This window comes from Mucilaginibacter sp. cycad4 (assembly GCF_034263275.1).
In the GTDB taxonomy this organism is placed as follows: domain Bacteria; phylum Bacteroidota; class Bacteroidia; order Sphingobacteriales; family Sphingobacteriaceae; genus Mucilaginibacter.
Genome location: NZ_CP139559.1, coordinates 51,792 through 65,403, shown reverse-complemented (window position 1 = coordinate 65,403; position 13,612 = coordinate 51,792). Strand labels below are relative to the sequence as shown.

The following is a 13,612-nucleotide window of genomic DNA, read 5'->3' as shown; positions in this document are numbered from 1 at the left end:
GATATCTACACTCCAAACCTTTATAAACAGCAATAGACCCCGACCGTTTATGGTCGGAGTCTTGATGCTATATTTCAGTAGGTTAAATTACTTAACCTCAACTACTGCTCCGGCTTCTTCTAATTGTTTTTTCAAAGATTCAGCTTCTTCTTTAGTTACACCAGTTTTAAGTTCTTTTGGTGCACCGTCAACAAGATCTTTAGCTTCTTTCAAACCAAGGCCAGTTAAGTCTTTTACTAATTTAACAACTGCTAATTTAGCGCCACCAGCTTCTTTCAGGATAACGTCAAATGCAGTTTGCTCAGCAGCAGCTGGAGCAGCATCGCCACCGTCAGCAGCAGGAGCAGCAACTGCTACAGCAGCAGCAGCAGGCTCAATACCATACTCATCTTTTAATATTTGAGCTAATTCGTTTACTTCTTTTACTGTTAAGTTTACCAACTGTTCAGCAAACGCTTTTAAATCCGCCATTTTATTTAAATTTTTACTTTTAATGCTTTTTGTTTGTTATTGTCGAACCTTTGTGAGGCGTTCGTTAACCTCTTTCCTGTAATGTTTTTACAAGGCCTGCAATTGTAGTTCCGCCTGATTGTAGTGCAGAAAGTACGTTTTTGGCAGGTGATTGTAGTAAGCCAACTATCTCGCCGATCAGTTGTTCTTTTGATTTCAGTTTGGTTAAAGTATCTAACTGGTTATCACCGATAAATACTGCCGAATCAATATAAGCTGCTTTTAAAATTGGTTTTTCACCTGTTTTTCTCAATTGTTTAATCAACTTTGCCGGAGCAGTTGCTGATTTTGAGAAAAGGATTGATGATGAACCTTTTAATACATCATATATCGGGCTAAAATCGCCGCCTGCAGCTTCCATAGCTTTTTTGATCAAGCTATTTTTGGTTACCTGCATCGTAATGTCGTTTTCGAAACATTTACGGCGGATGTTGTTGATCTTGGCTACAGTTAAATCAGAGGTATCAGTGATATAAAAATTACCATACTCTTTGATTTGCTCAGTTAGGGCTACAACAAGGTCGTATTTTTCTTCTTTATTCATGATTAGATCCCCGCTACTGATTTAGTTTCAACTGTAATTCCAGGCGACATAGTTGAAGAGATATGAATACTCTTGAAATATGTTCCTTTTGCTGCAGAAGGTTTTAATTTAGAGATTGTTTGCAATACTTCTAATGCATTCTCATAAATTTTATCTGCAGAGAAAGATGCTTTTCCTATTGAAGTGTGGATGATACCGGTTTTATCAACCTTGAAATCGATTTTACCACCTTTTACCTCAGTTACAGCTTTACCAACTTCTGGGGTAACTGTACCTGATTTAGGGTTTGGCATCAAGTTACGCGGGCCTAAAATACGACCCAAACGACCAACTTTAGCCATCACACTTGGCATAGTGATGATAATATCAACATCAGTCCATCCGCCTTCAATCTTGGCAATATAATCATCCAAACCTACGTAATCTGCACCTGCATCTTTAGCTTCTTGTTCCTTATCAGGAGTACAAAGCACTAATACACGCACAGTTTTACCGGTTCCATGAGGTAATGTTGCAATACCACGTACCATTTGATTGGCTTTACGCGGGTCAACACCTAAACGAACGTCTATATCAACTGATGAATCAAACTTAGTAAGGGTTAATTCCTTTACCAAAGCCGATGCAGCTTCTAATGTGTACGATTTGTTTGCCTCAATTTTGGAGAGTGCCACTTTTTGATTTTTTGTTAATCTTGCCACTGTCTTTAAACTGATTTGTATAAATTAATTAATTCCAGGGAGCTGTACCTGATACGGTAATTCCCATGCTGCGGGCAGTACCTGCCACCATTTTCATGGCCGATTCAACTGTGAATGCATTCAAGTCAACCATTTTATCTTTTGCTATAGTCTCAACCTGGTCCCAGTTAACACTGGCAACTTTTTTACGGTTAGGCTCAGCAGAACCACTCTTTAAACCGGTAGCTTCCAATAACTGGATAGCAACGGGAGGGGTTTTGATGATAAATTCGAATGATTTGTCAACATAAACAGTAATCAAAACAGGCAATACTTTTCCAGCTTTGTCCTGGGTGCGTGCATTAAATTGTTTGCAAAACTCCATGATGTTCACACCTTTTGCACCCAATGCCGGGCCAATTGGTGGTGATGGGTTTGCGGCGCCGCCTTTAACTTGCAGCTTAACCATTGCACCGATCTCTTTTGCCATTTTAATTTACTTTAATTATAAACTCAATGTTAGTAAGTGGAAGCTAAGTAACATTTAAGGTTTTAGTGAGTGGTTGATTTTGTGATTGGTGAGTAGCTGCCTCATTTACACATTTCAATACTCTATTATATTTTATTAATGTTTGGATTAATGCCGGCAGTTAACTAATTACTTAATCAACCACTCACCATCTACCAAACTACTCTTTTTCTACCTGCATGTAATTCAACTCAAGCGGCGTACGGCGCCCGAATATCTTTACCATTACTTTCAGTTTCTTTTTTTCTTCGTTAACTTCTTCGATAACGCCGCTGAAACCGTTGAAAGGCCCGTCCATAACTTTAACGGCCTCGCCAACATAATAAGGTACGTTCATGGTTTCGCCCTGCGTACTCATTTCGTCAACCTTACCTAAAATACGGTTAACTTCTGCCTGGCGAAGCGGGATAGCATTTCCGGCCTTATCACCCAGGAAACCTATAACGCTGTTTATATTTTTTATGATGTGCTCGGTTTCACCATCTAAAACGGCCTCCATAAGCACATAGCCCGGAAAGTAGTTACGCTCTTTAGCTATCTTCTTTCCATCGCGCATCTGGTAATACTTTTCGGTAGGTATTAATACCTGTGGTACCAAATGACTAATGCCCAAACGGCTAATTTCGGCATCTATATATTGTTTAACTTTTTTTTCCTTACCACTAATAGCCCTAACTACATACCATTTCAATTGATCACTCATCTCCGTCTCCCTGATATTATGTTAGTGATGTGTAAAACAGTTTAAGCAAATAATTAATGATCTGGTCCATACCTAAGATAACCAGCGCAATAATTATAGCGGCAACCAATACCAAAACAGCGCTGCTTTGCAGCTCGCGCCATGTAGGCCAGGTAACCTTTTCGGTTAACTCGATGTATGACTCTTTAATATATTCAGCTACGCCTGCCATTTTTATATTGTGCTTAAGCACGGGAACAAGGATTCGAACCCTGATCAAAGGTTTTGGAGACCTCTATTCTACCGTTGAACTATTCCCGTGTGTTATTTATAATAAGAAAACATAAGTTTGCCGTTGAAGGCTAAACTTATGTTTTCAAATTAACCTTTTTATTGAAATATTATTATTTCAAGATTTCAGTTACCTGACCAGCACCTACGGTACGACCACCTTCACGGATAGCGAAACGTAAGCCTTTTTCCATTGCGATAGCGTTGATCAACTTTACAGTGATTGTAACGTTATCACCCGGCATAACCATTTCTACACCTGGTTCTAATGAAATCTCACCAGTAACGTCAGTGGTACGGAAATAGAATTGTGGACGGTATTTGTTGAAGAATGGAGTGTGACGGCCACCTTCTGCTTTTGATAATACGTAAACTTCTGCTTTGAAATCGGTGTGAGGAGTTACTGAACCTGGTTTGCAGATAACCATACCACGACGGATATCAGTTTTCTCAATACCACGTAACAATAAACCTACGTTGTCACCAGCTTCACCGCGATCAAGGATCTTACGGAACATCTCAACACCAGTTACAGTTGATTTCAAGTTTTCAGCACCCATACCAAGGATGTCAACTTGCTCACCTGAGTTGATTACACCACGCTCAATACGACCGGTAGCAACAGTACCACGACCAGTGATTGAGAATACGTCTTCAACAGGCATTAAGAAAGGAAGATCTGTTAAACGTGGAGGGATAGGGATGTAGCTATCTACAGCATCCATCAACTCCATGATTTTACCAACCCAGGTAGGATCGCCGTTAAGACCACCTAATGCAGAACCCTGGATAACTGGGATATCATCACCTGGGAATTCGTAGAATGACAATAATTCACGAACTTCCATTTCTACTAATTCTAATAATTCCGGATCATCAACCATGTCAACTTTGTTCATGAAAACAACAAGTGCAGGTACACCTACCTGACGAGCTAACAGGATGTGTTCGCGGGTTTGTGGCATCGGACCATCAGTTGCAGCAACTACAATGATTGCACCGTCCATCTGAGCAGCACCAGTAACCATGTTCTTCACATAATCCGCGTGACCTGGACAGTCAACGTGTGCATAGTGACGGTTAGCTGTTGAATATTCAACGTGGGCAGTGTTGATGGTAATACCACGTTCTTTTTCTTCAGGAGCCGAGTCAATTGAATCAAATGAACGAGCTTCTGATAAACCTGCATCAGCCAAAACTTTAGTAATAGCTGCGGTAAGGGTTGTTTTACCGTGGTCAACGTGACCGATTGTACCGATGTTTAAGTGCGGCTTACTGCGGTCAAACTTTTCTTTTGCCATGATCTATAAATTATTTTTGTAGGTTAATTTTAACTTTAATGTATGTTTTATAACACTGAGCCAACAATGGGATTTGAACCCATGACCTCTTCCTTACCAAGGAAGTGCTCTACCCCTGAGCTACGTCGGCTAATTTTTTGTTCATTGGTTCACCCGTTTATTAGTTCATTGGTCTTTGCAGCTGCCACTAATGAACAAGTGAACTAACCGACTAATGAACCAACCGAGCGGAAGACGAGGTTCGAACTCGCGACCTATAGCTTGGAAGGCTATCGCTCTACCAACTGAGCTACTTCCGCTTATTAATTAATGAATGAGTGATTTAGTGAATTGGTGATTTTAGCATTCACTAAATCACTAACTCATCAAATCACTCATTCAAATAAGTGGGGGGAGAAGGATTCGAACCTTCGTAGCCGAAGCAACGGATTTACAGTCCGTCCCATTTGACCGCTCTGGTATCCCCCCGGTAGTTGTTTCCGGATTTGCGATATCCAAAATTGAAGCTAAATACCTCAATCCGAAAAAAACTGAGCCTCCTATCGGGATCGAACCAATGACCTACTGATTACAAGTCAGTTGCTCTACCAGCTGAGCTAAGGAGGCTTATATTTATCTTGCCTTTACATTACCTAAACCTTAAGTGGCTTTCGATAACGGAGCGCAAAAGTAATAAGCTTTTTGATATTTTAAAGAACTATTTCAACTTTTTTTCGAGGCGTTAAATACCTCCCCGAAAGGGACTGCAAATCTACAAAAAATAACGCCACGTCAAAATTTTTTATCAAAAAAAATCGGCAGGCTAAAAACCTGCCGATTTGGGCTTAAAATAAGCCTTTTTATAATATTAAAAACCCTCCTCTGCTGCCGTTAAAACAGCTTTTTTGGCTGTAGCATCAGCAAGGGCTTTCTTTTGTTTATGCTTTTCAATTTGCTTCCTCAGGCTTTCAACAGCCAGGTCGGTAGCTTCCTCAAAACTCTTACACTTCTCTTTGGCAAATATCTGGTTGCCGGGTAATAACAATTTGATCTCCGTTATCTTATTACATTCATCTTCCACATTCTCAAGCTTTAAGTAAACTTCACCGCTAATAATATGGTCATAAAACGTATCAAGCTTATCCGTTTTCTTCTGAATAAAATCTAAAAGTTTCTTGTCTGCGGTGAAATGAATTGACTGCACTGTAATTTTCATGTTTCCTCCTTTTTAAGCCTTTGGATGGGCGAGTTTATAAATAGATTTTAGTCTTTCAACTGAATTGTGCGTGTAAATTTGGGTTGCGCTGAGGTTAGCGTGGCCCAAAAGTTCTTTAATTGAATTTAAATCGGCCCCGTTATTTAGCATGGTGGTTGCAAACGTGTGCCTGAGCACATGAGGGCTCCGTTTATTTTGAGTTGATATGTTGGAGAGGTATTTCTGCACTATTAAATAAATCAATTTCGGATAAGCATCGGCTCCTTTATTTGTAACGATTAATGTGAAGGAATTGTTATCAAAATTTTGATTTTTCTTTAACTCCAGATATTCGGGCAGCAGGATCTTCAGTTCATTATTAATAGGGATGATGCGTTCCTTGTTGCGCTTGCCCAATACTTTTACCACTCCCCTGTCAAAGCTAATATCCTGTTCTTTAATACCTAACAGTTCGGCAAGGCGTATACCCGTACCGAACAACAGCTCAATAACAAGCTTATCGCGCCGGCCCGGAAAATCGTTTGTAAAAATGTCATCACTATCTAACATTTTTGTGAGGCGCGCATCTTCAACTACTACTGGCAGCGTTTTAGCAACTTTTTGCGACCGCACCCTGGATACCGGGTTAGTTTCAACAATACCTTCCTGCAATAAGAATTTAAAGTATTTGCGCAGCGTGGCCATTTTGCGATTAACCGAACGGCCTGTAAGTTTTTGGTTAATAAGCTCAACCATCCAGTTACGGATGTCATGATAGCTTACCTGCGATGGATGGGTAATAACCGGCTCGGGTGCGGGATCGGCACCGCCGGGGTTGTTTAAAAAGCGCATGAACTGATCCAGATCAGACTGATATGCGGAAACAGTGTGGACTGAATACCGCTTTTCGTACTTGATGTATTGGATAAAACGCGCTAAAAACATAAAAAACTATTTATACATCCGGGATGATGAATGTACAAATAGTTTTAATATAGTGTCAAGAAATTAATTAATTCTTTTCAACAAAAAAAGAATTAAACAGTTTCCTGGTTCAAAGTCTGTTTGTAGATAGCATGTTTAACAACATGACGACGGGTTACAGATTTTTTTTCGAAAGCCTGACGACTGCGTAGTTCTCTTAAAACACCTGTTTTTTCGAATTTCTTTTTGAAGCGTTTCAATGCTTTGTCTAATGATTCGCCGTCTTTTACGTTAATAATGATCATAATTCCTAAAATACCTCCTTTCAAGGGAGGGCAAAGATAATCACAATGTTTTGAATATCAAAGAGAGAGCGTGGAATTATTTTTGTTTTTGAGGACCGTACTGATTGGGTAGCAATTACATCAACGTTCAGAACAATTTACTTGTAGGGACAATGACTTCCCTAAAACTATCCGATTTTTATTGAGAAGGAATAGTTGACTTGTAATCCAGAATTACTTTCTGGCCATTCCTTTTATACATCTCTAATAAAAAAGATCCTTTCGCTTTAAATAATGAATCACCCATTTCAATTTTATTCTCCCATTCAGATTCAATTTGATACTTTGTTTTATTTGTTAAAATAGCTGTTCTTATATTGTGATTAGCTTTATCATTATATAAGGTATCCACCACACCGTTAATCGTTTCCAATAAATCCCTTTGAATAATACTCTCCCTAACGGAAGGCCCAAACATAATGTTATAACTAACAAATAATACAAGACACAATGGTACAGAACCAAAAATTCAATAAATAATGATTTTATCAATTCTTATCATCGCATCAAAGCTTAACGACGTTATCTGCATTTGAAGATATGGATTATAGGGCAACAATGTCATCACTCCATAAAATAATATCCTTTTCCCGCCGAAGTGTTAGCCCCAATATATCGAAAGGAAACTGTGTCCCTTCAATATATTTGAATAAACTCATTCCTATTTTAAAAGCTTTTGATACAAACAACTTGTTTTTACCCATATCAGTTAAAAAATACACCGGTATAAAAAACGTTATCCGTTGATGAGGAGCAATCATATAAATAGCAGGACTATTCTTCCAGCACTCTTCCATTACAGCCGATGGTAACAATTTTATACTTTCTACATCGGTTGTAAAAGCATCAAGCCATGAACATGACATATTGATATACTTTAAGGTATCATCCGATTGGTTGCTTAGTATTACGGGCACTATCGCATAAAGACACCTGTGTATCTTACCTGCGGCATAGCATATGGTATCCTTCATTTGCTTGACAGAATCCTGGTTGATACTTATTTTAAAATTCTTTCTATCGGCAGGCGAAAGCGCAATAACCCCTGCGGGAACCGCACTTGCAAGATCATGGCGGTAAAAACCGGGCCTTGTGGCAAAAATTCCGTCACCCCACCCTGTACGGATCAGTTTCGCGTTGACAAAGCCCGAGTCTCTGCGGCTATCACGTATTTGTTCATATTTAACAAAAAATTGTTTCCGCCGTAAGTCGGCGCTTGTTTTGACAATATTGATCCTTTTAATTGAGAGACATCCTGAATTATGATATCCTCCAGTTACCAAAAAACATTTCCCCGTATCAGTTTTTGAAACTAAACAGCTACTGTAGCTTTTGTTTAAAGTTGCAAGGGTTAGTAAAATTATGATGAGGTAAGGTTTTTTCATGGATAAATATACCGTGTATCCAAAAGAATAATGAGTTAAAAAAGTTAAACTTTGTTAAGCCCCTACCACATAGCTTGTACAAATCTTTACCGTCAGGGACCAGGCAACTATAACAACAAAGGCCGCCAAATGGCAGCCTTTGTTAAATATATTAAGGATCATCAAATATAAATTATTGTTTATCCCAGTATACCCTTGTATTAAGCGCATCAGCGCCCTGGCGTGCAATTACAGCATTGTAATTGGTCAGGTTAAGATCGTGTTCGGTTTGAGGGTATTGCTGTCTGCGTGGGATTCTTTGGCCAGGGCTTAATGAACCCGGAACCGGATCAAGCAGTTTAGGTAAACCTGTACGACGATATTCGGCCCATGACTCCCATCCGTCGCCAAGGAAGTTAGCTATCCATTTTTGAGTTAAGATCTGATCTAAAGCAGTACTGGCATTAAATTTAACCGACGCCTGGCCAAGGTAAGTTGCCACATCAGCCGAACTGATACCATTTTGCTCTAATGATGCAGTTACACCTTTGTTATAGAAATCAGCAGCAGCGCCATCACCACCGGCTATCCAGTTAAGATGAGCGGCTTCGGCTTGCATAAACAGTACCTGGGCGTATGAAGTCCACACAGATGATGAACTGGCATCAGATAATGCTGTACCTATCAATGAAATATTACCCGGAGCATCTCTTGTGCCTGCGCTATAATTACCTAATGCGTCGCCATAAGTGCCGTAAGGTAATCCAACAATGGTGTTAGATGCAGTTGGAGCAGCATAAACAGCAAGCCTTGGATCATTAAGCCCTTTCAGGGTAGTTACCAGCAATGAGCTAACAGCATAATCATACCGGTTACGGTAATTAGTAAAGTATGGATTCTCATTAGTTTGTGCGCTGCTATATTTATAGGTAGCATTATCATCATTTGACGTCATCAGGCCACCTGCAACAGCTTTGGCAAACTCGGTTTTGCCGGTAGCAGGGTCAACTTTTGAAAGCCTCAGCGCCATTATAGCGTGTAACGAATTGGCCCAGTGTTTCCAGCGGACATTATTACCGTTAAATAAAATATCACCCGTTAACGAATTAGTAGTACCCAGTTGGGCTTGTGCCTCGTCCAGTTCTTTCATTAATGCGGTATATATATCTTTTTGCGCATCAAAAGCCGGTGAAAAGTTACTTGCTCCACTCAAAGCCTGTGTATAAGGAATATCTCCCCACCTATCGGTCATGGTTAAATAAATAAACGCCGAAAGGATCCTTGCGGAGGCTATCTGATCATTGTTGGTTCCAAACTTGGTGGTTGATGCCAGGTTTTTCTTAGCAGGGTCAGTATTGTTACTGATTATTGTTTTCAGATCAAGCAACGGACCTGTATAGTACGTTTGGTAATCATACTGCTTTAAAGCAAACTGCGACTCGTTGGTGTAATAGGTTTCCGAAATGTATTGTGAATACAATTCGCCGGCAAACGAGTTAATATTGGTTGTTGCGCCGGCACCGTTTATTCCCCCTAAAAACTGTATTGCACTGGTTAACATATAACCTGTTTGTACATTGGGCGATTGATTGGGGTTAACATTTATGTCGCCACCAGTTTTACATGATGCTGCAACAAAGATAAATGCCCCTGCTATATATTTAATATATGACTTTTTCATAATTTGTGAGAGCTTTTTTTAGAACGTTACCTTTAGGTTAAATCCGATGTTACGGGTGTTTGGCAACTGGCCACCTTCATAAAAAGATGTTTGCAACTGCGAAGGATCAACACCTTTTAGTTTAGAGTAAATCATCCAGGGATTTTGCGTAGTGATACCAAAATATGCTGTTTGGAACGGCAACCTGCCCAGCACCTTTTTAGAGAAGGAATAACCTATGCTAACCTCACGTAGTTTAACGTATGATGCATCAAAAGTGTAGTTCTCCCAGATCTGGCTTAAAACTGATTCATATAACTGACGGGTGTTTACATAAGTAGTGTTGGGAGTACCATCTTCGTGAACACCGGCAAACAGTGTACCGCCACCTGCAGATACAGCATCACGTTTTGGATTACCTTTAGCATTAGGGCCAACAGTTTGAATGCCTAAGCCTGATCCGTTAAGATTTTGTTGGGTAACTGAAACAAACGTACCGCCTTTTTGAAAGTCAAGAGAAAATGCAAGTATAAAGTTTTTGTAGTTAAACGTATTAGTAAAACCACCTGTATAACTTGGTAGCATACTGCCCAGATTAACAGTATTATTTACGATAGGGTAGCCGTTTTCATCAACAACAATATTCCCTTTTGTATCGCGGGTAAAACCCGAACCGATGATCTGACCATATGAACTGCCAACCACCCCATTGATACCAAAGCTTGGCGATCCTACGAAACCGAAACCTCTTGAACCGGCTGCCTGGTTACCACCAGATAAGCCATATCCGCCCAAACCATCAGGAGATACTTGTAAGCTATTGATACCGGGATATATTGAAACAACTTTATTACGGTTAAATGAGATATTAAAGTCAGCATTCCAGGTAAAATCTTTTGATTTTATCGGTGTGCCGCCAAGGCTTATTTCAATACCGTGGTTTTTAATCTCACCGGCATTAACTACTGCTGTTGAATAACCTGAAGTACCATTTACCGGTAAAGGCAATATCTGGTCTTTAGCGTTACGGGTATAGTAGTTAAAGTCAAATTTAATCCTGTCTTTAATAAAGTGTAACTCGGTACCTATTTCATACGCTGTTGATAATGTTGGTTTCAGCGTTTGGTTTGGCAAGGTATTGGGCACGGTTTGTACCGGATTACCGCCATAAGGTGTAGTACTCAGGTTGTAGGTTTGATAAACCTGGTAAGGTTGTGTATCTGAACCTAATTTGGCTGCTGATAACCTTAACTTACCAAAAGTTAACCAATCATTTTTAGCCATCAGCTCGGTAAATACAAATGAACCTGATAAACCACCGTACCAGTATGAGTTGTTGTTAACCGGCAAAGTTGATGAAATATCATTACGTGCGTTAAAATCAAGGTATAGGAAATCCTTGTAACCAAATGATGTATAACCGTAGTAGCTGTTTACGCGTGATAATGCATTGTAACTGAATGATGAAGGAGCATCAATAGAGTTGCTCAAAGTGTACAGATCAGGCACGGCCAAACCGCCATTGGTACCACCGCTGGTGTAACGGTACCTGTCTTGCCTTGTTTCGGCATACAAACCGGCTTTTACAGACAGATCTTTGAAATTATGGCTATATGACAAGTTAGCTACATAATTATTTTCCTTGTAGGTATACTGGCTTTGTGAATATGAATCAACATTGATAGTACCTGAACCTACTTGTGCATTGTCATCACGGTTTAAAAGATCTTCCCGTGCAATTAATGACAACGAAAGGTCTTTAGTAAACTGGTACGATGCAGTGATGTTACCATAAATACGGTTGCTGTTTGACTTTGAAGTATTAACATAAGCCTCGGTATATGGGTTGTCCCAATAGTGTGGCGCCAGGTTATCAGGGCTTATGATATTCCATGAAGTGTAAGTACCATCGGCTCTCCGGTAGTTCTTAAGTTTATCGATCTCGATATCCCTGTGAAACCACTGGCTGAATGAACCAGCAGTTTGCGTACCGTAACCTTCGGCAGGTATATTGTTTGAATTAATTTGCGAAAAGTTAGCGTTAGCGCTTACAGTAAATTTCTTGGTTAATTTAAGCTCGCCGTTTAAACCAACGTTGTTACGTTTCTGATCGCTGTTAGGCGTAATACCAGTACGGTCAATGTTCGTGTACGATACCCTGAAGTTGTAATCATCTGCAGCTTTTGAAAATGCAGCATTTGTGTTGTAAGTAACACCTGTACGGTAAAAGTCGCGTACGTTGTTTGGCTGTGCAACAAATGGTTTTAACTTGCCAAAGTCTGGATTTGTGGGATCCCAGAAATACCATGGAGCGTACATTGTACCATCCAACTTAGGCCCCCAACTTTCGTCAACTCCGTAATCGTAAATTTTCACACCATTAAACTTGGCAAATGATGCGGGTGAACCATTAGCAGGGTCATAAGTATAGGTTTTCCAGGTTGTGCTGGTACCGCCACCGTATTCATTTTGATATTCAGGCAGCTGGTAAACTTTCTCAAAAGATGTTGACTGGTTAAAAGAAACACCAACCCCTTTGTTTGAGCCTTTCTTAAGCGTAATAACAACTGCACCTTCAGATGCACGCTGACCATACAGGGCAGTTGCAGCAGGGCCTTTTAACACCGACATAGTTTCGATATCATCATTATTTACCGCGTTAGGATCAGTAACCACACCATTTACCACGTAAATAGGGTTACCACCCGACAATGAATTGATACCACGGATGCGGATAGTTGATGTACCGAATTTTGCACCCGAACCACCTAATACCTGTACACCTGCAATTTTACCTGCAAGGGCGGTGTTAAGGTCGGATTGTTTGGTAACTGTAAGGTCATCGCCTTTTATCTGCTGAGCAGCGTAACCCAGTGATTTTTGTTGCCTGGTGATACCTAAGGCGGTTACAATTACCTCATTAAGACCGCGGCTTGATGCCTCTAAAATCACTTTAAGGTTTGTAGAACCGCCAACAGGGACATCCTGCGTAGCATAGCCAATAAAGCTGAATGATAAAACTGCGTTGTTAGGAACGTTAAGTGAGAATTTACCGTCGACGGTAGTTTGGGTACCGGTAGTTGTCCCTTTTATCTTCACCGATACACCCGGCAGAGGAAGACCGTCCTCCCTGGCTGTTACCGTACCGGTAACAGTGTGATTTTGCGCAAAAAGCTGTGTTACAGCAAATACGAAACTGCACAAAATTAGTAGTAGTCGTTTTTTCATAGAAAAAATTTAGCTAATAGTTAAGGAAGCAAACTTAATAGCCAACGATAAAATAAAACAAATAATAAATGTAATATTTCTTTTACATGAATTTTTTTAACCACAGTGAAGGTTTTAGGAAATAATCAACAAGAAATTACCTTTGCTATCGTTAATACCATATGGCCGTTAGATCCGGCCGGTAATAAGTCAGTTAATATTGTTAATTATAAATTAGGAAAATGCGCGAGGCATTTTCCTAATTTGCTTTATAAGCTCTTGTAAATCAAAACACAATAAAATTAACTGCCACGAGAAATTTAAAAGAAGAACTACAGCTTACCGGTCCTTAAAATCCCCTTTTACAACGGTAAATAATACCATACATGGCCCGTTGAAATA

Annotated in this window: 14 protein-coding genes and 5 tRNA genes; all 19 read right to left on the bottom strand. The window is 39.9% G+C overall.

The window, feature by feature from the left end; all coding sequences use genetic code 11:
• Window positions 1-87: 87 nt before the first annotated feature.
• Entirely contained in the window at window positions 88-471 is a 384-nt protein-coding gene (gene rplL / locus SNE26_RS00355; protein WP_022833154.1) for a 50S ribosomal protein L7/L12, read from the bottom strand.
• A 64-nt stretch (window positions 472-535) separates the two neighbouring features.
• Window positions 536-1,054 (bottom strand): 50S ribosomal protein L10, encoded by a 519-nt coding sequence (gene rplJ / locus SNE26_RS00350; RefSeq protein WP_090528670.1) that lies wholly within the window; start codon window positions 1,052-1,054, stop codon window positions 536-538.
• Window positions 1,055-1,056: 2 nt separating this feature from the next.
• On the bottom strand, window positions 1,057-1,755 hold the full coding sequence (rplA, locus tag SNE26_RS00345) for a 50S ribosomal protein L1 (protein ID WP_091213558.1): 699 nt from the start codon (window positions 1,753-1,755) through the stop codon (window positions 1,057-1,059).
• A 28-nt stretch (window positions 1,756-1,783) separates the two neighbouring features.
• The gene (gene rplK / locus SNE26_RS00340; protein WP_321557419.1) at window positions 1,784-2,224 is read right to left on the bottom strand and encodes a 50S ribosomal protein L11; all 441 of its coding nucleotides are present in this window, start codon (window positions 2,222-2,224) and stop codon (window positions 1,784-1,786) included.
• Window positions 2,225-2,423: 199 nt separating this feature from the next.
• Entirely contained in the window at window positions 2,424-2,966 is a 543-nt protein-coding gene (gene nusG / locus SNE26_RS00335; RefSeq protein ID WP_121231625.1) for a transcription termination/antitermination protein NusG, read from the bottom strand.
• A 16-nt stretch (window positions 2,967-2,982) separates the two neighbouring features.
• Window positions 2,983-3,177, bottom strand: a complete 195-nt coding sequence (gene secE / locus SNE26_RS00330; protein WP_090529653.1) for a preprotein translocase subunit SecE — start codon at window positions 3,175-3,177, stop codon at window positions 2,983-2,985.
• 18 nt (window positions 3,178-3,195) lie between these two features.
• A tRNA-Trp gene (locus tag SNE26_RS00325) sits at window positions 3,196-3,266 on the bottom strand.
• 83 nt (window positions 3,267-3,349) lie between these two features.
• Window positions 3,350-4,537: an elongation factor Tu gene (gene tuf / locus SNE26_RS00320; protein ID WP_091166595.1), complete on the bottom strand. Its 1,188-nt coding sequence runs from the start codon at window positions 4,535-4,537 to the stop codon at window positions 3,350-3,352.
• 58 nt (window positions 4,538-4,595) lie between these two features.
• Window positions 4,596-4,667, bottom strand: a tRNA-Thr gene (locus SNE26_RS00315).
• A gap of 96 nt (window positions 4,668-4,763) precedes the next feature.
• Window positions 4,764-4,836 (bottom strand) — tRNA-Gly (locus SNE26_RS00310).
• A gap of 88 nt (window positions 4,837-4,924) precedes the next feature.
• Window positions 4,925-5,005, bottom strand: a tRNA-Tyr gene (locus SNE26_RS00305).
• Window positions 5,006-5,070: 65 nt separating this feature from the next.
• Window positions 5,071-5,143, bottom strand: a tRNA-Thr gene (locus SNE26_RS00300).
• A 241-nt stretch (window positions 5,144-5,384) separates the two neighbouring features.
• The gene (gene hpf / locus SNE26_RS00295) at window positions 5,385-5,732 is read right to left on the bottom strand and encodes a ribosome hibernation-promoting factor, HPF/YfiA family (protein WP_110585434.1); all 348 of its coding nucleotides are present in this window, start codon (window positions 5,730-5,732) and stop codon (window positions 5,385-5,387) included.
• A gap of 12 nt (window positions 5,733-5,744) precedes the next feature.
• Complete coding sequence (locus SNE26_RS00290) at window positions 5,745-6,656, bottom strand: tyrosine-type recombinase/integrase (RefSeq protein WP_321557418.1); 912 nt, start codon at window positions 6,654-6,656, stop codon at window positions 5,745-5,747.
• Window positions 6,657-6,748: 92 nt separating this feature from the next.
• On the bottom strand, window positions 6,749-6,940 hold the full coding sequence (rpsU, locus tag SNE26_RS00285; RefSeq protein WP_090528691.1) for a 30S ribosomal protein S21: 192 nt from the start codon (window positions 6,938-6,940) through the stop codon (window positions 6,749-6,751).
• Window positions 6,941-7,118: 178 nt separating this feature from the next.
• Window positions 7,119-7,352 (bottom strand): hypothetical protein, encoded by a 234-nt coding sequence (locus SNE26_RS00280; protein WP_321557417.1) that lies wholly within the window; start codon window positions 7,350-7,352, stop codon window positions 7,119-7,121.
• 172 nt (window positions 7,353-7,524) lie between these two features.
• Window positions 7,525-8,364: a hypothetical protein gene (locus SNE26_RS00275; RefSeq protein ID WP_321557416.1), complete on the bottom strand. Its 840-nt coding sequence runs from the start codon at window positions 8,362-8,364 to the stop codon at window positions 7,525-7,527.
• Window positions 8,365-8,536: 172 nt separating this feature from the next.
• On the bottom strand, window positions 8,537-10,024 hold the full coding sequence (locus SNE26_RS00270) for a SusD/RagB family nutrient-binding outer membrane lipoprotein (RefSeq protein ID WP_321557415.1): 1,488 nt from the start codon (window positions 10,022-10,024) through the stop codon (window positions 8,537-8,539).
• 18 nt (window positions 10,025-10,042) lie between these two features.
• Window positions 10,043-13,231: a SusC/RagA family TonB-linked outer membrane protein gene (locus SNE26_RS00265; protein ID WP_321557414.1), complete on the bottom strand. Its 3,189-nt coding sequence runs from the start codon at window positions 13,229-13,231 to the stop codon at window positions 10,043-10,045.
• Window positions 13,232-13,612 lie beyond the last annotated feature (381 nt).